The organism is Streptomyces sp. NPDC030183 (genome assembly GCF_055573455.1).
In genome coordinates, this window is the sequence record NZ_JBVIBK010000016.1 from 153,345 (window position 1) to 174,573 (window position 21,229).

The following is a 21,229-nucleotide window of genomic DNA, read 5'->3' on the forward strand; positions in this document are numbered from 1 at the left end:
GACCGGCGGCCTGCCCCGCCCGACGCGGCGCCGCACCGCGTCTCCCCACTCCGCACGTTCCTCAGCCGGCCGGGACGGCCGGACGCATCAGTGACGGGAGCTCACTCATGACCGAATCGCGAGAAGGGGTAGGCATGTCCGCGACACACCGGACCGACCTGGTCCGATCGCTGCCCGAGCTGCTGGGCGCGCCCACGGCGCAGCGCGGGCCGGCGAACCCCTTCGTCATGGTCGTGCCGGCCCAGCCGGTGGCCCCGCGTGAGAGGGGCTGCTGATGCGCACCAGGACACCGACCGCCCACCTTCTCGCCGAGGACGCTCCCGCCGCCCCGCTCCTGCTGCACCGGAGCGAGAACCCCTGGGGTGCCAGCCCCAAGGCGGTGGAAGCGGCACGCGCTGAGCTGTTGCGCGTTCACCGCTACCCCGACCCGCGGCACACCGCGCTCATCGACGCCCTGTCCGCTCACCACCGCGTCACCACCGACAGGGTCGCCGTCGGCAACGGGGTGGACGAGATCATCATGCTGCTCGCCCTCGCGCTGCGTGACACCGGCCGCGCGGTGGTCAACGACGCCACCTACCAGGGTTACCTGAAGTGCCTGGCGGCCGTGGGCCTGCGGGTCGTACAGGTCCCCCTCGAACACCACCGCGTGGGCCCCGCGGCGCTGATGGAGGAGATGGCCAAGGGCGCGGCCCTCGTCTTCGTCTGCAACCCGCACAACCCCACCGGGTCCGTCCTGGACGCCGGCGCCGTGCGGAGTCTGTGTGAGACGGCTCGCGCCACCGGGTCGCACATCGTCTTCGACGAGGCATACGCGGAGTTCGCCGACGACTCCTTCACCTCGGCGCTGCCGTGGGCACGGGAAGGCGGCGGCGTCAGTGTGCTGCGGACGTTCTCCAAGGCGTACGGACTCGCCTCGTTGCGCGTGGGTGCGCTGATCGGCTGCCCCGACGTCGTCTCCCGCATGGAGACCGTGCAGGACGCCATGCCGTACCACGTGAACCGGCTCGCGCAGGCGGCGGCCCGTGCGGCTCTTCAGGACCAGGCGTTCCTGGAGCAGACGAGGGTCCGCATCGCCACGGCGCGCCTGGCGCTGTGCAGTTGCCTGGACCGGCTGGGCATCACCTACCTGCCCTCGCAGACCAACTTCGTCACCGTGCACCTTCCCGGGAGCGCGTCCGAGGTCACCCGGCGGCTGCTCGCGGATCAGGTTCACGTGCGTGACGCGACCGACATGGGCATGCCCGGCTGGATACGGATCTCCGTCGGCACCCCCTCCGACGTCCTCACCCTGGTGGGCCGTCTCGAAGCCGCCCTGGCCCCACACCGCTGACCAGGGGTCACCAGGCAGCCGCCACGCACGAACCGGCGCTCCGCTCGGCATGCGCAGGGCGCCCGACGGCACCGTGCCCTGCCTCCGCCGTGACCGGGCTGCGGCGCTCGGCCTGGGCGACGAGCTCCGGGAGGCACCTACCTGCTCCACCGAAACCTGGGACAGCAGGGACGCCTTCGTCCGGCTCGTCCGGGTACAGCGCCATGTGCCGAGGCCGACGCGCCGGCGCACTCGGGCCGGACGGAGGCATGCGGCTGCGGCACCGGGCGCCCATCGCAAGGGCTCCCGGTCGTCCGCCGTACGCCGCGCCGGGCGGAACCGCGCGAGCCCCGTCGTGTCGCCGAGCCCGAAGGCGACGGCGAACGCCCGTGCCGTCACGGCGTCCAGCGGGTCCCGGCTCTCGTAGCGCACCGGGGACAGCGGCAGCAGCACCGCGTCCGGGTCCGGCGCCGGCCGACGCGGCGATCGGCTCGGCGAGACGGGCGTCTTCCATCGGAGAGGAGGTCTTCGACGGGGCCCTGCCCAGCTGCGGGCCGTCTTCGACAAGTGCAAGGCCGAGTTCGCACCGTCGTGGTGCGGAGCAGGTGCTGGTGGTGTCGGAGAGGACGACGTCGACTGCCAGGCAGAGCAGGCAGAGCAGGCAGAGCAGGCAGAGCAGGCAGAGCAGGCAGAGCAGGCAGAGCAGGCAGAGCAGGCAGAGCAGGCAGGCAGCGGGGGAAGCACACCCTTTCGGGTGCTCCCGGCCTGAGCGTCGGGCTGGCAGGCGGGCCGGCCCGAGCGAGTCCATGGCGCGGCCGGCGTGCGGCGGCGGGATGGCCGGGGCCGGCGATCAATGCAGGGATCGCCACGTCGCAGCCGGCCCACGCCGCCGCGGCTCGTGTGCGTCGGGCGCGATGGCCCGGTCGGCGACCGGCGCGGAGCGCGCTCGACGTGCGAAAAGCGCCGGGCATCGGGCACCTTGGCCTGCGCCGCGTCGATGCCCGGCGCCTTCCCCGGTCGTCCAGAAGCCAGTTCGCTCCGACCACGCGGAGCCGGCCCCGCATCCTGCCGGTCTCAGCGGCCCAGGTGCACGACACCTCGCTCCTGGGGGTGCCGACGGCGCGACAGCCGGTCTGGGCCCGTCACGACCCGCTCGACAGCGGAGATGCCCGAGCGGACCCGAACGTGTGCCCGTCCGCTGCACGAGCCTGCGGCCCCAAGCCTGGGCGTCCTCCCTGACGCTGTGCCGGCTTCCCTTCCCGCCCTGTACTTCGGTGCCGGGCAGCGGGGCGCCACCCCCATGGGGTGACGCCCTCCGCAACCTCGTCCCTCCGGACCGTACGGTCCGCTCGCTCTCCGCCTTCTGCGCCGGGCCTACTTCTTGCGGGCCAGGTTCACGCCGTCTCCGATCGGAATGAGCACCTGCTCCACCCGGTCGTCATCGCGGACACGGGCGTTGAACGCGCGGATCCCCTGCACGTTGGTGGCGTTGGCCGCGGGGTCGACAACCTGCCCGTGGTGAAGGGTGTTGTCGGCGAGCAGCAGACCGCCGGGACGCATCCGCGGGACCAACTCCTCCCAGTAGTCGACGTAGTCCTCCTTTTCGGCGTCGATGAAAGCGAGGTCGAACTGCGGCTCCGCCGGCAGCGCCCGCAGGGTGTCCAGCGCCGGTCCGAGTCGGAGTGTGATCGTGTCCTCCAGTCCGGCACGCTTCCAGTACCGCTGGGCGACCGAGGTCCACTCCTCGCTGATGTCACACGCCAGCAGCGTGCCGCCGGGCTGTAGACCGCGGGCCAGGCAGATGGCCGAGTAGCCGGTGAAGCTGCCGATCTCCACCGCCTGCTTCGCCCCTGCGATCTGGGCGATGAGAGTCATGAACGCCCCCTGCTCGGGGCCGATCTGCATGAAATTGTCCTCGGGAAAGAGTTGCTCGGTCTCGGCAGCGAGGTCGCGAAGGACCTCGTCCGGCGCGGTGCTGTGCGCCGCCACGTACTCCTGGAGCTTCGGGATCAGGGCTTCTGTTGTCCGCGTCATACGCTCCAGCCTCATGGATGCGTGGTCCTGCGGAAAAACACCTGTGCCGCTGTGCGGCACGTACGACGGGCACACCCGAACGGGCCGGGGCGCTCTGCCGTGCCGCCCTACGGCACGGCGGGATGACATGTGAACGCGCCAGGCCATCTCCTGTCAGGACTCTGGTGACCACTCTCCATCCAAGGACGGCAAGAGATCTGATGCTGCAGGACGTTGCCTCCCTTCGCGCACACGACGAGGACAGCAGCCGGTCCATCCGCACACGCGGCAGGGGGACGTCGCTTCGGCCCCGTCGGCCGGGAGCGGTCTCCGGTCGGTTCCCGCGCCGCTGGACCAGAGCAAGAGCGAGAGGCTGAGCGAGAACTCGTGCGCGCGAGACCGCGGAGCGGCTCGCCGTCATGCTGCCGCCCGAGAGCTCATGCTGCCGCCCGAGAACCACACCACTGTCGAGTCCGTCGGCTCAGGCGCCGTTCTCGCCGCGGCCGAGTCCGTGAGAGGAGCCCTCTCATCACCGCATCGAGAGAAGAGACAGGCATGTCCGCGACACCTCGTGCCGATCTGATCCGTCCGTTGCCCGAACTGCTGCGCGCGCATGCCGCGCTGCGCGGGACCAAGGTGGCGTACTCCGACGAGCGGCGGGCCGTGACGTACGGGGAACTGGAACGGCGTACGGCCTGGCTCGGCGGCCACCTGGTCGCACTCGGCCTGCCCCGGGGCGCGCGGGTGGTGCTCCTGCTGGGCAACCGCGTGGAGATGGTGGAGAGCTACCTCGGCGTCAACCGCGCCGGATGCGTCGGCGTGCCGGTCAACCCGCACTCCTCCGACGCGGAACTCCTGCACGTGCTCACCGACAGTGACGCCCACGCGGTGATCACCGACACCGCGCACGCCGACCAGGTCCGCGCGCTGCTGCCGGCCGGACCACGGCACCTCGTCGTGGTCGGCGACCACCCGGACGCGGTGTCGTACGAGGACCTTGTCACCCGGGAACCGGCCGTCCCGGCCCGCGACGACCTCGGACTGGACGAACCGGCCTACCTGCTCTACACGTCGGGAACCACGGGCCGCCCCAAGGGCGTGCTGGTCGCGCTGCGCGCCGTGTTGTGGAACGCCGCCAACTGCTACGCCCCGATCATCGGTCTGTCCGAGGCGGACACCCTGCTGTGGCCGCTCCCGCTGTTCCACACCTTCGGCTACAACCTGTGCGTGATGGCCGTGACCGCGGTCGGCGCCTCGGCGCATCTGGTCCCGGGCTTCTCCGCCGCCGAGGTGCTCCGCGAACTGAACTCCCGGCCCTACACCTTCCTGGTCGGCGTGCCGACGGTGTACCACAACCTGGTCCAGGCCGCCGAAGCGGAACAACTCACGCTGCCCGCGCTGCGCGTGTGCATCATCGCCGGTGCGGTCACCTCGGCCGCGTTCGCCGAGTCGTTCGAGGCCGCCTTCGGTATCCGGCTCACCGACAACTACGGCTGCACCGAGATGAGCGGGCCGATGGCCACCATGTGGCCGGGCGGTGAGCGGGTGCCCGGTTCGTGCGGGCTGCCGGTGCCCGGACTGAGCCTGCGGGTGGTGGACCCGGACACCGGCGTCGACGTGCCGACCGGCGAGGTCGGCGAGATCTGGGTCAGCGGCCCGAGCGTCATGCTGGGCTACCACAACCAGCCGGAGGCCACCGCGAAGGCCATCCACGACGGCTGGTACCGCACCGGCGACCTCGCCCACCGCAACGACGCCGGATACCTCTTCATCACCGGCCGGCGCAACGACGTGATCATCCGGGGCGGGGAGAACGTCCATCCCAGCGAGATCGAGGCCGTGCTCGCCGGGGTGCCCGGTGTGCGCGACGCCGCTGTGACGGGACGGGACGACGAGGAGCTCGGCCAGGTCCCGGTGGCGATGGTGGTGCCCGGCCCCGACGGTGTCGACTGCGCGGAACTGTTCGCTCGGTGCCGCCGGGAACTCGCCTACTTCAAGGTGCCGGTGGAGGTCCGCGCCGTGGCCGCGCTGCCGAGGACGGCCACCGGCAAGGTCGCGCGCGAGCCGCTGGCCGAGCTGCCCGGCCGGCTGCTCGCGGTCACCGGCCACCACGACGGCCTGCACCTGATAGGGGCCGACGGTGAGCCGACCCCGCTCCCGGGCACCGCACTGCCCGCGGTCAGTCCCCTCGCCGGCCGCGAGGTGGCGCTGGCGGGAGAGGCCGGGGAACTCGCGGACCGGATCGCCCAGCACCTCGTGGCCGGTCACGGAGCCCGGCGTGCGGGGCCGGACGGCACGGAGCACGGCGTCACGGTCACCGTCACCGGCTCCACCGTGACGATCGCCGTCGACGAGTCCGCCCCCACCACCCTGGTGCTGGCGGAAGGGCTGACCGACCACCGGATCCGCAACGCCGTGGACGTCGCGCTGAGCCGGCCGGGCAGCACACTGGTAGCGGCCGCGCGGTCGGTGTCGGCCGCCGTGACCGACCGGCTGCCGGCCAGGGCGGACCTGTCCGGACTCACCGGGACCGACCTCGACAGGGCCCTCGTCGACCTCGTCGTGGGCGAGATCACCGAGGTGCTGGGCAACACCGGTGGTATCGAGCCGGACCGGGCCCTGCGTGAGTACGGGCTCACCTCGGTGGGCGCCGTCCGGTTGCGGGACCGGATCGCCGCCGCCACGGGGCTGCGCCTGCCCACGACGCTCGCCTTCGACCATCCCTCGGTACGGGCGATCGCCGGGTATCTGCACGGCGAGCTCACCGGCGCACCCGAGTTCACCGGCTCGGCGGAGCCACAGGCCACGGCCGCCGCGGCCACCGGATCCGACGACGATCCCGTCGTACTCGTCGGCATCGGCTGCCGCTACCCCGGCGGGGTCACTTCCCCCGACGAGCTGTGGCAGCTGGTGGCCGACGGGGTCCACGCCTCCTCCGAGTTTCCCGACGACCGGGGCTGGGACCTCGACCGGTTGTCCGATCCCGACCCCGGCCGCGGCGGAACCTCGCACACCCGGCGGGGCGGGTTCCTCCGTGAGGTGGCCGACTTCGATCCCGAGTTCTTCGGGATCTCGCCGCGTGAGGCGCTGGCGATGGATCCGCAGCACCGGCTGCTGCTGGAGACCTCCTGGGAAGCACTGGAACGCACCGGCATCGACCCGACGTCCCTGCGCGGTGCGCGGGTCGGGGTGTACGCCGGGATGATGCACCAGGACTACGTCACCGATCCGGACCGGGTGCCCCGCGAACTGGAGGGATACGTCAGCACGGCCACGGCCGGCAGCGTCGCCTCCGGGCGGATCGCCTATGTGCTGGGGCTGCGTGGTCCCGCGCTCACCATCGACACCGCATGCTCCTCGTCACTGGTGGCCATCCACCTCGCCGCGCAGTCGATCCGGCGGGGCGAGTGCGAGCTCGCGCTGGCCGGTGGTGTGACCGTCATGGCGACGCCGCGGTCGTTCGTGGAGTTCAGCAGGCAGGGCGCGCTGGCCGAGGACGGCCGGTGCAAGGCGTTCGCCGCGGCGGCGGACGGCACCGGCTGGGCAGAGGGCGTCGGGATGGTGGTCCTCGAACGACTGTCCAGCGCCCGCCGCGCCGGGCACCCGGTGCTGGCCGTGCTCCGGGGTTCGGCGGTGAACCAGGACGGAGCGTCCAACGGCCTGACCGCGCCGAGCGGAACGGCACAGCAGGAGGTGATACGGCTCGCCCTGCGGGACGCCGGTCTGACTCCGGCGGACGTGGACGTGGTCGAGGCCCACGGCACCGGCACCCGGCTCGGCGACCCGATCGAGGCCGGTGCGCTGCTGGCCACCTACGGGCAGGACCGCGACACCCCGCTCTGGCTGGGCTCGCTGAAGTCCAACATCGGGCACGCCCAGGCCGCCGCCGGGGTCGGCGGCGTGATCAAGGTCGTACAGGCCATGCGGCACCGCACCCTGCCGAAGACCCTGCACGTGGACGAGCCGTCGCCGCACGTCGACTGGGCGTCGGGAGACGTCCGGCTGCTCACCGAGAGCATGCCGTGGCCCGAGCGGGACCGGCCGGCGCGCGCGGCCGTCTCCTCCTTCGGGGTCAGCGGCACCAACGCGCACCTGATCCTGGAGGCGCCACCGAGGACACCCGCGCCCACGCCCGCGGATCAGCCGCCCGCCGATGAGCCGCCCGCCGTCGCGTGGACGTTGTCCGGCAGGACTCCCGAGCGTCTGCGGGACTGGGCGGCCCGACTGCTCCCCGTGGCCGGGGACATCGCGCCGGTGGACCTCGCGCACTCGCTCGCGGTGTCCCGCGGCCACTTCACCCACCGCGCCGTCGTGGTCGGCGGCGACCACGACGAACTGCTGGCCGGGGTGCGGGCCGTCGCCGAGGGGAAGCCGGCGCGGAACGTGGTCCTCGGCACGGCCGACGTGGAGGGCAGGACGGCGTTCGTCTTCCCGGGACAGGGCACCCAGTGGGCGGGCATGGCAACCGGCCTGATGGGCGAACCGGTGTTCGCCGAATCCATCTCCGCCTGTGAACGGGCGCTCGACCCCCACGTGGACTGGTCGCTCACCGAAGTGCTGGCCGGTGGCGCCGACCGGCTGGAACGGGTGGACGTCGTACAGCCCGCGCTGTTCGCGGTGATGGTGTCGCTGGCCGCCCTGTGGCGCTCCCGTGGCGTCGAACCGGACGCGGTGCTCGGTCACTCCCAGGGCGAGATCGCCGCGGCGTGCGTCGCGGGCGCGCTGCCGCTGGAAGAGGCCGCCCGCATCGTCGCGGTGCGCAGCCAGGTCATCGCCGAGCTCGGTGTCGGCGCCGGCATGGCGTCGGTGACCGCGCCGCGCGCACAGCTGGAGTGGCTGCTGGAGCGCTGGCCGGACCAGCTCTGGATCGCCGCGTTCAACGGCCCGTCCACCACCGTGGTCGCCGGTGACGACCTGGCGATCGACGGGCTGCTCGCCGAGTGCGCCCTGGACGGCGTGCACGCCCGCCGCATCCGTGTCGGTTACGCCTCGCACTGCCCGAGGGTGGAGGCGCTGCACGAGAAGCTGACGGCCAGGCTGGGGGAGGTGCGCACCACCGAGCCGTCGGTGCCCATGTACTCCACGGTGGACCTGGACTGGGTCGGCGACTCCACGCTGACCGGCGCGTACTGGTATCGCAACCTCCGGCAGCCCGTGCGGTTCCACCCGGCCGTCGAGGAACTCGTCGGCCAGGGGTTCCGGGTCTTCGTGGAGTCCAGCTCGCACCCGGTGCTGACCTCCGAGCTGGAACAGACGCTGGAGGACCGCGGCACCACCGGAGTGGTCACCGGAACCCTGCGCCGCGACGACGGTGGCCCCGCACGGTTCCTGGCCTCCGCCGCACGGCTGTACACGCGGGGCAGGGACGGGGTACGCCTCACCACCGGCGCCGGGCGGCCGACACCCCTGCCGACCACACCGTTCCAGCGGCGGCGGTTCTGGCTCAGCACGACCGCCTCGGCCAGGACGGGCACCGGCCATCCGCTGCTCGGCACGTTCGTCGAGTCCGCCCGCAGTGGTGAGCTCGTGGCCACCGGCCGTCTCGCACCGACCGAGCAGCCGTGGCTGGCCGACCACGCGGTGAACGGCACCTGCGTCATGGCCGGCACCGCCCTGCTCGACCTCGCCCTGCGCGCCGCACACGGCACCTGGTGGTCCCCCCGCGCGAACGAAGCGGGAGGCACCGGCATCGGCGAACTGGTCATCGAGGCGCCCCTGGCACTGGCCCAGGAGGGCACGGCGGAGCTCCAGGTCGTCGCGGACCCGGCCCGGCGCACGATCGAGGTGTTCAGCAGGACCGAGCAGCCCGGCAGCCAGTGGCGACGCCACGCCCGGGGCACCGTCCAGGACGCCGCGTCCGCCCGGCCGACGCTCCCGACCGGGGTGCTCGCCGAAGCACCGACCGAGGCCGGGGCGTTCACCGCCCCACTGCCTCCGCCCGACGCCGAGGAGATCCCCTTCGACTACACCTCGCTGGCCGAACGCGGCTACGAGTTCGGTCCCGCGTTCAGGGCCGTGCACCGGCTGTGGCGGCGCGGCGGAGAACTGTTCGCCGAGCTACGGCTGCCCGAGGAGGCACCCGGCGGCTTCGCCGGCCCCGGACTCCACCCCGTCCTCGCCGACGCCGCCCTGCACGCCCTCGCCCTCACCGAGAAGCGCCCCGACGGTCACGTCGGGCTGCCCTTCGTCTGGCAGGACGTGTGGGCCGGCGACCGCCACGTCCCCCACGCCTACGCCCACCTGGCACCGGGCGGTCAGGACGAGTTCACCGTCACCCTCGCCACCACCGACGGCGAACCGTTCTTCCATGGAACCCTCGGCATCCGTACGGTGGCCCTGCGCGAGCTGACGGGCGCGGTGCCGACGAATTCGGCGTACCGGACACGGTGGACCGAACTCCCCGACCCGGCGCGGGCACCCGCGCCGACATGGGCCCTGCTGGGGACCGACCACCTCGGTGTGCCCCTCGACCCGGTGGAACTCGCCGACGCCGACGCGGTCCTGTGCACCCCGGCACGCGACGACGTACGGGCGGCGACACTCGACACGCTGTCCCACCTCCAGCACTGGCTGGCGGCCGACCTCCCGGCCGAGGTCCCGCTCGTGGTGCTGACCCGTGGTGACGACCTGGCCCACGCGGCGGCGCGCGGCCTGGTCAGGTCGGCGCAGTCCGAGCACCCCGGACGGTTCCTGCTGGTCGAGACGGACGGGGACCCCCGCTCCACGGCACGACTGGCCGACGTGGTCGCGGCCGGACGGCCCCATGTCCGCATCAGCGAGGGACGGCTCCAGGCACCGGAACTGGCCCGGGTCACCCCGGGGCGGAACGCCCGACCGGACCTCACCGGCGGCACCGTACTGATCACCGGAGGCACCGGCACCCTCGGATCGCTGCTCGCACGGCACCTGGTGACCGAGTACGGCGTCCGCAGCCTTCTGCTCACCAGCCGCAGGGGAGCACAGGACGCCGGCCCTCTGGTCACGGAACTGACCGGGTTGGGCGCCGAGGTCACCGTCGCCGCCTGCGATGTCGCCGACCGGGACGGCCTCGCCGCCGCCCTCGACCAGGTGCCCGCCCGGCATCCGCTGGTCGGGGTCGTGCATGCCGCCGGGGTGCTCGCGGACGGCGTGGTGACCGGGCTGACCGCCGACCGGATCGAGCGGGTGCTGCGCCCCAAGGTCGACGGCGCGCTCAACCTGCACGAGCTGACCAAGGGCACCGACCTGGCCGCCTTCGTGCTGTTCTCCTCCGTGGCCGGGGTGCTCGGCAGCGCGGGGCAGGGCAACTACGCCGCCGCCAACGCGTTCCTGGACGCTTTTGCCGAGCGCCGCAGGGCCGACGGGCTGCCCGCGCAGTCCCAGGCGTGGAGCATGTGGGAGGAGATCTCCGGTATGACCGAGGTGCTGCGGGAGACCGTCCGGGACGGCGGCTCTCCCGACGACACCCTGCCCATGCCCACCGAGTTCGCGCTGGCCCTCTTCGACGAGGCGCTGCGACAGGACGACGCGGCCCTGACCCTCGCCAGATTCGACATCGCCAAGCTGCGTACCCGCGGGGCGCCCCCGCTGCTGCGTGGTCTCGTACCCGCCGGGCCGGTCCCCGCCACCCACGCCGTACAGCTGCGCGACCTGGCCCCGGCCGAGCGGGCCGCACGGCTGCTGGCCGAGGTGCGCGCGCTCGCCGCCGAGCTGCTCGGCCATGGGGACGCCGAGGCCCTGCCCCCGGACCGGAGCCTGCTCGAAGCCGGCCTGGACTCGCTCACCGCGGTGGAACTGCGCAACCGGTTGAGCGCCCTGACCGGGCTGCGGCTGCCGGCCAGGCTCCTGTTCGACCACCCTGTGCCGCAGGCCCTGGCCGATCACCTCCTCCGGGCGCTGGCCGCCCCGGCGGAGGCGAGCGCCTGAGGGCAGGGGTGGGTCGGTGCGGCCCCCATCGGCGGGGCGCACCAGCCACCCCGCGGTCCTGCCGGCGACGCCTCGGCGGAACCCCACGAATTCTCCATGGAGGTTGTGATGTCTCAAGACACGACGGACCTGACCGGCCTGCGGGTCCTGGTGACCGGGGCGGCCGGCGGCCTCGGCCGGGCCCTTGCCGAGTCCCTGCACGCGGCGGGCGCGCACCTGGTGCTCACCACGCGGACCGCCGACTCCCTGCCCGGCGCCGCCGCCGGGCTCGACGGGGCCCCCGAGGTCGTCACGGCCGTCGCCGACGTCACCAACGACGCCGAACTGGCCGCGGCCGTCAAGCTGGCCACCGAACGGCTCGGCGGGATCGACGTGCTGGTCAACAACGCCGGTGTGCCCGGACCGGTCGGGCCGGCCTGGGAGAACGACCCGGCCGAGTGGCGGCACACCCTGGCGGTCAATCTGGAGGGCCCGCTGGCCGCCTGCCGGGCGGTGCTGCCCGGCATGATCGAGCGCGGCCACGGGCGGATCGTCACGATCTCCAGCCACGCGGGGCACACCCGCTGGCCGCACGTCAGCGCCTACTCCGTCTCCAAGGCGGCGGTGAACAAGCTGACCGAGAACCTCGCCATCGAACTGCTGCCGCACGGGATCACCGCGTTCAGCTACCACCCGGGCATCGTCGACGTCGGCCTGGGAGCCGCCGCACCCGAGACCCGGGACAGTGACAACCCCTGGCAGCGCCGCCTCGAATCCTGGATGGACGCACAGCGCAAGGCCGGGCGCTACACCCCGCTCGACGAGGCCGTCGCCAACCTGCTGCGCCTGATCCGGGGCGACGCCGACCCGCTCACCGGCCGCTACCTCACCCACGAGGACGACATCCCGGCCCTCGCCGCGGCCACCGGCCAGATCTGAGGTGACTGCGGGCCGTGGCTCGGGTGCTCCTCCCCGGCCGGCGCGCCTGGTTACTATGCTCACTTCATGCCAGAGGCCGGAAGCAAGGGGCGCACCACCATCGAGGGGCCCTTGAGAGCGCTGAGAGAGGTCACAGCGACCCGCTATGTCACCCCCCTGCGGTCCGGCGGCTCCGTGCCCGGTGTCGTCGAGGCCGACGACCTGGGCACCTACGTCGTCAAGTTCACCGGCTCCGCGCAGGGCCGCAAGGCGCTGGTCGCCGAGGTGATCGTGGGGGAGCTGGCGCGAGCGCTCGGGCTGCGCTTCCCGGAACTGGTCCTCGTCCACTTCGACCCGGCGATCGCCGACGACGAGCCCCACCAGGAGGTACGGGAGCTGCACGGGGCGAGCGCGGGCCTCAACCTGGGGATGGACTTCCTGCCGGGCGCGAAGGACTTCACCCCCGAGGTCGCCCGGGCGTTCCCCGTGGATCCGGCCGAGGCGGGCCGGATCGTCTGGCTCGACGCGCTCACCGTCAACGTCGACCGTACGGTCCACAGCTCGAACCTGATGGTGTGGCCCACCCTGGGGACCGTCCCCCCGCGCCTGTGGCTCATCGACCACGGGGCGGCCCTCGTCTTCCACCACCGCTGGGACGCCTCGGACCCCGCGAAGGCGTACGACTTCCGGCACCACGCCCTCGGCCACTACGCGCCCGACGTCCGCGCGGCCGACGCCGAACTCGCGCCGAAGGTCACCGAGGAACTGCTGCGGCGGATCGTGGCGGAGGTCCCGGACGCCTGGCTGGCCGCCGAGGACGGGTTCGCGACGCCCTCCGCGGCGCGCGCGGCGTACGTGGACTACCTCCACGCGCGCGTGCGGGCCTCCGCCTCCTGGCTCCCCACCGACTTCCCCTCCCGGGAGGAACTCGCCGCCGAGGAGGCGCTTCGCGCGGCGAGGACGCAGCGAGGCCGCCCGGACTGGCTCAAGCGGGTCCCCGACCTGCACGGCAAACCGGCGGCGGAACAGGATTGGTCGGTGCACCTCGGATGAGCGGCCGCGTCGAGATCGAGTACTGCACGCAGTGCCGCTGGCTGCCGCGTGCCGCCTGGCTGGCCCAGGAACTGCTGACCACCTTCGAGGCGGAGCTGACGGAGCTGGCGCTGAAGCCCGGCAAGGGCGGGGTCTTCGTCGTCCGGGTCGACGACGAGGTCGTCTGGGACCGGCGTGAACAGGGCTTCCCGGAGCCCACGGCGGTCAAGCGGGCCGTACGCGACCGAGTGGCCCCGGGGAAGTCCCTGGGCCACTCGGACGGAACCGGTCAGGCGGACGTCAGCCCTTGAGCCGCTCGTACGCCGGCAGCGTCAGGAAGTCCGCGTAGTCCTCGTCGAGGGCGACCTGGAGGAGCAGGTCGTGGGCCTGCTGCCAGTGGCCGGCGGCGAAGGCGTCCTCGCCGATCTCCGCGCGGACGGCGGCCAGTTCCTCGGCGGCGACCTCGCGGGCCAGCTCGGGTGTGGCCTTCACGGATTCCCCCGCGTGCTCGAACTCGACGCCCGCGTTGATCCACTGCCAGATCTGGGAGCGGGAGATCTCGGCGGTGGCCGCGTCCTCCATGAGGTTGAAGATCGCCACCGCGCCGAGGCCGCGCAGCCACGCCTCGATGTAGCGGATGCCGACCTGGACGGCGTTGACCAGCCCCTCGTACGTGGGCTTCGCGTCGAGCGAGTCGACCGCGATCAGGTCGGCCGCCTCGACGTGGACGTCCTCGCGCAGCCGGTCCTTCTGGTTCGGCTTGTCGCCGAGGACCTTGTCGAAGGACTCCATGGCGATCGGCACGAGGTCGGGGTGGGCCACCCAGGAGCCGTCGAAGCCGTCGTTCGCCTCCCGGTCCTTGTCGGCGCGGACCTTCTCGAACGCGACCTTGTTGACCTCGGGGTCCCTGCGGGACGGGATGAACGCCGCCATGCCGCCGATCGCGTGCGCGCCGCGCTTGTGGCAGGTGCGGACGAGGAGTTCGGTGTACGCGCGCATGAAGGGGGCCGTCATCGTGACCGCGTTGCGGTCCGGGAGGACGAACCGGGGGCCGCCGTCACGGAAGTTCTTCACGATGGAGAACAGGTAGTCCCAGCGGCCCGCGTTCAACCCGGAGGCGTGGTCGCGGAGTTCGTAGAGGATCTCCTCCATCTCGTACGCGGCCGTGATCGTCTCGATGAGCACGGTGGCGCGGATGGTGCCCTGCGGGATGCCGACGTAGTCCTGCGCGAGGACGAACACGTCGTTCCAGAGGCGGGCCTCCAGGTGCGACTCCGTCTTCGGGAGGTAGAAGTAGGGGCCCTTGCCGAGGTCGAGCAGCCGCTGGGCGTTGTGGAAGAAGTACAGGCCGAAGTCGACGAGCGCGCCGGGCACGGGGGTGCCGTCGGCGTCGACGAGGTGACGCTCGTTCAGATGCCAGCCGCGCGGCCGCATGACGACCGTCGCCAGCTCCTCGTTCGGGCGCAGCGCGTACGACTTGCCGGTGCGCTCGTCGGTGAAGTCGATGTTCCGCGTGAACGCGTCGGCCATGTTCACCTGGCCGAGGACGACGTTCTCCCAGGTGGGGGCGGAGGCGTCCTCGAAGTCCGCGAGCCATACGCGGGCGCCCGAGTTGAGCGCGTTGATGGTCATCTTGCGGTCGGTGGGGCCGGTGATCTCGACCCGGCGGTCCTCCAGGGCGGCGGGCGACGGGGCCACCTTCCAGGAGTCGTCGGCGCGGATCGCGGCCGTCTCCGGGAGGAAGTCGAGCGTGGAGGTGCGGGCGATCTCCGCGCGGCGCTCGGCACGGCGGGCGAGCAACTCGTCACGCCGGGGCGTGAACTGCCGGTGCAGCTCGGCCACGAAGGCGAGGGCCGCGTCGGTGAGGATCTCGTCCTGGCGGGGCAGGGGCTCGGCGTCGACGATGGCCAGCGGGGACGGCGCTGGTGCGGACATGAGCTGTCACTTCCTTCAGCGGGCGTGGCACCGGGTGTCGGTCGACCCGGGTAGGGCGGGGAGCGCCCTCGGGTTCGCAGGAGCGCTTCTGATCAGTGGATAGTAGTTTCCTCATGGTGGAAGTTCAATGTTTTGTTGATGTCGAGATTCTCCGGGGTCGAGGCACCCTGGCGCCGGGCGCCACTCCGCTCAGGCGCCGGTCATTCGAGGTGGGTGAGGTCGGCCTCGGTGTCGATGTCGTACGGTCGCGCCACGTCCCCGCACTCCACGAGCGTGATCTCCTCCGTGTGTGCCTTCAGGTAGGCGCGTGCCCCCTGGTCGCCGGTGGCGGTCGCGGCGATGCCCGCCCAGTGCGCGGCGCCGAACAGGACGGGGTGGCCGCGCTCCCCGGCGTAGGCGGCGGCCGCGAGCGCCTTGTCCGCGCCGGCCGGCTCGTACGCGGCGAGCACCCGGGCCACCGCCTCCGGTCCGATGCCCGGCTGGTCCACGAGCGACACCAGCGCCGCCTCCGCGCCCGTCCCGGCCAGCGACTCCAGTCCGGCCCGCAGCGACGAACCCATGCCGTCGGCCCAGTGCGGGTTGTCCACCAGGACGCAGCCGGGCAGTTCGGCCCGGGCGCGTACGGTCGCCGCCTCCGCCCCGAGCACCACATGGATCCGTGAGCAGCCGGCCGCCCGCAGCACCGCGACGGCGTGCTCGACCAGGGGGCGCCCGCGGTGGGGGAGCAGCGCCTTGGGGCGACCGCCGAGCCGCCGCCCCCCGCCCGCGGCGAGCAGCAGCGCGGCGACGCGAGGGGCGGGCCCACCCCGGCCAGCGGCCTCCCGGTCGTCCTGGTCGTGTGTCATGTGCCCTGCATACCCGAACCGGTGGGCAACCGCCTGTGAACGGGCGCCCTCGGGGGGCATCTGTCGGACGGGGAATCCTTGGGGCTGAATTTCGGTCCCCGGTGTGGCGCTCCCCACACCGTTGGCGTTTACTGGCCCGCGCCACCCCCGGCGGACGACCTGCGCCAGGGGCGGCCGGTCGTGCGACGGGGCGCGACCGGGGCTCGCGCACGACCACGTGCGTGAGAGGGGGAGAGCTGGGTTGCGGAGCTTGGGGCAGAGGCCAGTGACCGGCGGTGGCGAGGACGTGAGGGTGGCGGGGCTGCGGACCGCCGTGTCCCGGTTGCGTCGTGAACTCGCCGCGCATCCCGCCGAGTTCCCGGACCGGGGGATAGCGGAGGACGAGTTGGCCGCGCTGGCGGCGATGGTCGTGAGCGGTGTCCCCGAGGTCCCGCGCCTGCGCCGGTCCCTGCTGTTGATCGCGGGGGCGATCGGCTCCGTCAGCGCGCTCGCGAGGGGGCTGGCGGAGGTCCGGACGGCGGTCGACCTGTTCGGAGAACCGCCGGGCCGCTGACCGGGACCCTCGCGCCACGGCCCCGGCCCTCCCGCTCTCCCTGCTCTTCCTACTCCTCCGGCTCCCAGGCGCGGAGCAGGTCGAACAGCTCCGCGTCCCCGTCGATCCGTACGGACTCCGCTGGGATGCGGCCGTACATGAAGAGGACCAGCTCACTGGCGGTACCCCGGGCGGAGACACCGGCCGCGCCCGGGGCCTCGCCGGGGGCGGTGGGCAGACGGTCGGAGCGTGCGCCGTCCCCGTCGACCGTGAGGCGCCAGGAGGAGCCCTCGGCGGCGTGGAAGTCGAAGGCGGTCGGCTTGTGCGGCCAGGCGGCCGTCGTCGCGCAGCAGGTGGACAGGAACTCGTCGAGGCCGTCGAGCGCCACCGCGTCCGGCAGCGGTCGCGGAGTCCCCAGGGTGACCTGTACGTCGTAGGTGTGTACGGCGGTCTCCTGGACCCGGTGCCGGGCGACACCACCGGAGGTGGGCGGCGACTGCGACGCACTCCACCACGTCCAGCAACCGGCGTCCGGGCCGACCTCGCGCAGCGCCCTCAGCAGCAGCCCGGTCGACTCGGCCAGCCAGGCCGACAGCGCCTCGCGCTCCCTCGGCGGGGTCAGGGCGGCGCGCTCGGCGACGGCCTCGGCCAGCGGAGCGTCAGCGGGCCCCGCGGCGACGAGGGCGGCCCAGAAGCGGTCGCCTCCGCCCAGGTGCTGAGCCAGGTCGAACAGCGTCCACTCGGGACAGGTCGGCACCCGCGCGTCGAGGTCGGACGCCGCGGCGACCGCGCCCCGGAACGCGATCGACCGTTCGTCGATCAACCGCAGCAGGTCGGAGAACTCAAGTGTCATGGCCACATCGGGTGTCTACCACCGAACCCCGGCGCCCGGACAATGAATTTCGGCGCGGACGCAGCGCCACTCGACCCGCAGTCGGACGACCGATGAAGGCCGGGCCGCAGGCCCATGCCTTCAGGGGCGCGGGGCTGTGACACACGCGGCTCCGCCGCGTGGGCGCGAACAACCCCCGCCCACCCGCACCCGCCGACGAACCCGCACCCCCCGAGCTACAAGGCGCCCGGCCCTGAGCCTCCCGCGTTGGCGAGCGCCTGCGACAACTCCGCCGCCACCTGCCGCAGCACGGGCACGATCCGTTCCGTCGCCGCCTCGGTGACGCGGCCCGCGGGGCCGGAGATCGAGATGGCCGCGGCGGTGGGGGAGTCGGGGACGGAGACGGCGAGGCAGCGGACGCCGATCTCCTGTTCGTTGTCGTCGACGGCGTACCCCAGGTCGCGCACCTCGGCGAGGGCGGCGAGGAAACCGTCGGGCGTCGTGATCGTCCTGTCCGTGGCGGCCGGCATCCCCGTACGGGACAGCAGGGCCCGGACCTCGTCCGCCGGCAGGTCCGCGAGCAGGGCCTTGCCGACACCCGTGGAGTGCGGAAGCACGCGGCGGCCCACCTCCGTGAACATCCGCATGGAGTGCTTCGACGGCACCTGCGCCACGTACACGATTTCGTCGCCGTCGAGCAGCGCCATGTTCGCCGTCTCGCCGGTCTCCTCGACCAGCCGCGCCAGATAGGGGCGGGCCCAGGTGCCGAGCAGCCGACTCGCCGACTCGCCGAGGCGGATCAGGCGCGGGCCGAGGGCGTACCGCCGGTTGGGCTGCTGGCGCACGTAGCCGCAGACCACCAGGGTGCGCATCAGCCGGTGGATCGTGGGCAGCGGCAGCCCGCTGCTCGCGGACAGCTCGCTGAGGCCGACCTCGCCGCCGGCGTCCGCCATCCGCTCCAGCAGGTCGAAGGCGCGCTCGAGGGACTGGACGCCGCCGCTGGACGAGGACGACTTGGCGGAGTCGGTGGTGCTGGCGCTGGACGTCGGCACGGGCGCGGGTCCTTTCACGAAGGCAGGCGAGGTCGCAGCCTACCGGGCAGCTCGTCGACTGCTCGCTTGTGCGTCATTATGTTCTGCCTGATGGAATTTTCCTTCCGGTAAGTGAAAATATCCAGAGGGGTGCGGAGGCGAGGAGAGTGGAGGAGGGGGCCCTTGACGGGGCTCGGCCTGGAGTGAAGACTCCTTCAACAGAACGTTGAATTCCGTTACGTGGAAGTAAATCCCGCGGACGCGGAAGAAAAACGACGGCAGGACGAGAGGGGTCCGGGTGTCCGACGCTGAACTGGCGCTGTCCGACGCTGAACTGGTGCTGCGCTCGACGCGGGTCATCACCCCCGAGGGATCGCGCCCCGCCGCGGTCGCGGTCGCGGACGGCCGCATCGCGGCCGTCCTCCCGTACGACGCGGCCCTGCCCCGCGGTGCCCGCCTGGAGGACCTCGGCGACGACGTCCTGCTGCCCGGCCTGGTCGACACCCATGTGCACGTCAACGACCCGGGCCGCACCCACTGGGAGGGCTTCTGGACCGCGACGCGCGCCGCGGCCGCCGGCGGCATCACCACCCTGGTCGACATGCCCCTCAACTCGCTGCCGCCCACCACGACGGTCGAGCACCTCCGGACAAAGCGGCGGGTCGCCGCCGACAAGGCGCACATCGACGTCGGCTTCTGGGGCGGCGCGCTGCCCGACAACGTCAAGGACCTGCGCCCGCTGCACGACGCCGGGGTCTTCGGCTTCAAGGCGTTCCTGTCCCCGTCCGGCGTCGACGAGTTCCCGCACCTCGACCAGGAGACGCTCGCCCGCTCCCTGGCCGAGATCGCGGGCTTCGGCGGACTGCTCATCGTGCACGCCGAGGACCCGCACCACCTCGACGCGGCCCCCCAGCGCGGCGGCCCCCGGTACGCCGACTTCCTCGCCTCCCGCCCGCGCGACGCCGAGGACAGCGCCATCGCGGCCCTCATCGACCAGGCCCGACGGCTCGACGCCCGCGTGCACGTCCTGCATCTGTCCTCCAGTGACGCGCTGCCGCTGATCGCCGCCGCCAGGGCCGAGGGCGTACGGATCACCGTGGAGACCTGCCCCCACTACCTCACCCTGACCGCCGAGGAGGTCCCGGACGGGGCGAGCGAGTTCAAGTGCTGCCCGCCGATCCGGGAGTCCGCCAACCAGGACCTGCTCTGGCGGGCGCTGGCCGACGGCACGATCGACTGCGTGGTCACCGACCACTCGCCGTCCACGGCCGATCTGAAGACCGACGACTTCGCCACCGCCTGGGGCGGCATCTCGGGTCTCCAGCTGAGCCTCGCCGCGGTCTGGACGGAGGCCCGCCGGCGTGGCCACACGCTGGAGGACGTGGTCCGCTGGATGTCGACCCGCACGGCCGGCCTCGTCGACCTCGCCCACAAGGGCGCCATCGAGGCGGGCCGCGACGCCGACTTCGCCGTGCTCGCCCCGGACGAGACGTTCACCGTCGACCCGGCGGCGCTCCAGCACCGCAACCGGGTGACGGCGTACGCGGGCAGGACGCTGTACGGCGTCGTCAGGTCCACCTGGCTGCGCGGCGAACGCATCGTGTCCGACGGCGAGTTCACGGCACCGAAGGGACGGCTCCTCACCCGCACCCCCTGACCGGCCCCCGCACCCGCGGCGGCCCACGACCGAGAGGCAGACCTGATCATCGTGACGGCGATCGTGAACTTCACCGGCGACGCGAACCCGTACGGCGGCGGTGACCCGTACGCGGACTACCGCACCGCCGACTTCCCCTTCACCCACCACGCCGACCTCGCCGACCGCAGGCTCGGCGCCGGTGTCATCGCCGCCAACGACGAGTTCTTCGCCCAGCGGGAGAACCTGCTGCTGCCGGAGCGGGCCGAGTTCGACCCTGAGCACTTCGGGCACAAGGGCAAGATCATGGACGGCTGGGAGACCCGGCGCCGCCGGGGCGCCTGCGCCGACCACCCCTGGCCGACGGACGAGGACCACGACTGGGCCCTGGTCCGCCTGGGCGCGCCCGGTGTCGTCCGGGGCGTCGTCGTCGACACGGCCCACTTCCGCGGCAACTACCCGCAGGCCGTGTCGGTCGAGGCCACCTCGGTGCCGGGCACCCCCTCGCCCGAGGACCTCCTCGCCGGCGACGTGAAGTGGACGACGCTCGTGCCGCGCACCCCGGTCGGCGGCCACGCGGCGAACGGTTTCGCCGTCTCCGTCGAACAGCGCTTCACCCACCTGCGCGTCAACCAGCACCCCGACGGCGGCATCGCCCGTCTGCGGGTGTACGGCGAGGTCGTCCCGGATCCCGCCTGGCTGGACGTCCTCGGCACCTTCGACGTGGTCGCCCTGGAGAACGGCGGCCGGGCCGAGGACGCCTCCAACCTCTTCTACTCACCGGCCACCAACACCATCCGGCCCGGCCGCGCCCGGGTCATGCACGAGTGCTGGGAGACCCGTCGCCGCCGCGACCGGGGCAACGACTGGATCCGCTACCGGCTGGCCGAGCAGTCCGAGATCCGGGCCCTGGAGATCGACACGGCCTGTCTGAAGGGCAACGCGGCGGGCTGGGCCGGTGTCTCGGTGCGGAACGGCGAGGACGGCACCTGGACGGAGATCCTCCCGCGCACCCGCCTCCAGCCCGACACCAACCACCGCTTCGTCCTCGCCGAGCCCGCGGTGGCCACCCACGCCCGCATCGACATCTACCCGGACGGCGGCATCTCCCGCCTGCGCCTGCACGGCTCCCTCACGGAGGAGGGCAGGGCGAGGCTGTCGGCCCGCCTCCAGGAGCTCGGCGCCTGAGAGCCCAGGCGGGGGAACCGATCCTGGCCGCACCGATGAGTTGCGGGCCCCCGCGGGGTCTGAGGTGATGA

General features: G+C 72.9%; 14 protein-coding genes. 9 read left to right on the forward strand and 5 right to left on the reverse strand.

Going from position 1 to position 21,229, the window contains the following annotated elements; translation table 11 throughout:
• The first annotated feature begins 134 nt into the window (after window positions 1–134).
• The gene (locus tag ACZ4Z2_RS20765; RefSeq protein WP_468078042.1) at window positions 135–275 is read left to right on the forward strand and encodes a hypothetical protein; all 141 of its coding nucleotides are present in this window, start codon (window positions 135–137) and stop codon (window positions 273–275) included.
• Window positions 275–1,333 (forward strand): pyridoxal phosphate-dependent aminotransferase, encoded by a 1,059-nt coding sequence (locus tag ACZ4Z2_RS20770; RefSeq protein WP_468078043.1) that lies wholly within the window; start codon window positions 275–277, stop codon window positions 1,331–1,333. The genes ACZ4Z2_RS20765 and ACZ4Z2_RS20770 overlap by 1 nt, the downstream gene beginning before the upstream one ends.
• 1,353 nt (window positions 1,334–2,686) lie before the next feature.
• Here ACZ4Z2_RS20770 and ACZ4Z2_RS20775 read toward each other — a convergent pair.
• Window positions 2,687–3,346: an O-methyltransferase gene (locus tag ACZ4Z2_RS20775; RefSeq protein ID WP_468078044.1), complete on the reverse strand. Its 660-nt coding sequence runs from the start codon at window positions 3,344–3,346 to the stop codon at window positions 2,687–2,689.
• Between the two features lie 534 nt (window positions 3,347–3,880).
• On the opposite strand from ACZ4Z2_RS20775, the gene ACZ4Z2_RS20780 reads away from it, so the two are divergent.
• The 4 genes from ACZ4Z2_RS20780 (at window position 3,881) to ACZ4Z2_RS20795 (ending at window position 13,470) form a co-directional block, all read left to right on the forward strand.
• Complete coding sequence (locus ACZ4Z2_RS20780; protein WP_468078046.1) at window positions 3,881–11,230, forward strand: SDR family NAD(P)-dependent oxidoreductase; 7,350 nt, start codon at window positions 3,881–3,883, stop codon at window positions 11,228–11,230.
• Between the two features lie 108 nt (window positions 11,231–11,338).
• A complete protein-coding gene (locus tag ACZ4Z2_RS20785) occupies window positions 11,339–12,148 on the forward strand; it encodes an SDR family oxidoreductase (protein WP_468078048.1) in 810 nt (269 codons plus the stop codon).
• A 66-nt stretch (window positions 12,149–12,214) separates the two neighbouring features.
• A complete protein-coding gene (locus ACZ4Z2_RS20790; protein WP_468078050.1) occupies window positions 12,215–13,180 on the forward strand; it encodes a HipA family kinase in 966 nt (321 codons plus the stop codon).
• Window positions 13,177–13,470, forward strand: coding sequence for an Rdx family protein (locus ACZ4Z2_RS20795; RefSeq protein ID WP_468078052.1), 294 nt, complete (start codon window positions 13,177–13,179; stop codon window positions 13,468–13,470). Before ACZ4Z2_RS20790 ends, ACZ4Z2_RS20795 begins: the two co-directional genes overlap by 4 nt.
• Here the strand turns inward: ACZ4Z2_RS20795 and aceB are convergent.
• Together aceB and ACZ4Z2_RS20805 are read right to left on the reverse strand one after the other, a co-directional pair.
• A complete protein-coding gene (gene aceB, locus ACZ4Z2_RS20800) occupies window positions 13,460–15,094 on the reverse strand; it encodes a malate synthase A (RefSeq protein ID WP_468078054.1) in 1,635 nt (544 codons plus the stop codon). The genes ACZ4Z2_RS20795 and aceB overlap by 11 nt on opposite strands.
• Window positions 15,095–15,294: 200 nt before the next feature.
• Window positions 15,295–15,939 (reverse strand): nucleotidyltransferase family protein, encoded by a 645-nt coding sequence (locus tag ACZ4Z2_RS20805; RefSeq protein WP_468078055.1) that lies wholly within the window; start codon window positions 15,937–15,939, stop codon window positions 15,295–15,297.
• A 265-nt stretch (window positions 15,940–16,204) separates the two neighbouring features.
• Between ACZ4Z2_RS20805 and ACZ4Z2_RS20810 the strand changes: the two genes are divergently transcribed.
• The gene (locus ACZ4Z2_RS20810) at window positions 16,205–16,492 is read left to right on the forward strand and encodes a DUF5955 family protein (protein ID WP_468078143.1); all 288 of its coding nucleotides are present in this window, start codon (window positions 16,205–16,207) and stop codon (window positions 16,490–16,492) included.
• Window positions 16,493–16,541: 49 nt separating this feature from the next.
• On the opposite strand, the gene ACZ4Z2_RS20815 is transcribed toward ACZ4Z2_RS20810, so the two are convergent.
• Window positions 16,542–17,324: a maleylpyruvate isomerase family mycothiol-dependent enzyme gene (locus tag ACZ4Z2_RS20815; RefSeq protein ID WP_468078144.1), complete on the reverse strand. Its 783-nt coding sequence runs from the start codon at window positions 17,322–17,324 to the stop codon at window positions 16,542–16,544.
• A gap of 215 nt (window positions 17,325–17,539) precedes the next feature.
• Window positions 17,540–18,355: an IclR family transcriptional regulator gene (locus ACZ4Z2_RS20820; RefSeq protein ID WP_468078057.1), complete on the reverse strand. Its 816-nt coding sequence runs from the start codon at window positions 18,353–18,355 to the stop codon at window positions 17,540–17,542.
• Between the two features lie 298 nt (window positions 18,356–18,653).
• On the opposite strand from ACZ4Z2_RS20820, the gene allB reads away from it, so the two are divergent.
• The gene (gene allB / locus ACZ4Z2_RS20825; protein WP_468078145.1) at window positions 18,654–19,991 is read left to right on the forward strand and encodes an allantoinase AllB; all 1,338 of its coding nucleotides are present in this window, start codon (window positions 18,654–18,656) and stop codon (window positions 19,989–19,991) included.
• 51 nt (window positions 19,992–20,042) lie between these two features.
• Window positions 20,043–21,158: an allantoicase gene (gene alc, locus ACZ4Z2_RS20830; RefSeq protein ID WP_468078059.1), complete on the forward strand. Its 1,116-nt coding sequence runs from the start codon at window positions 20,043–20,045 to the stop codon at window positions 21,156–21,158.
• Window positions 21,159–21,229 lie beyond the last annotated feature (71 nt).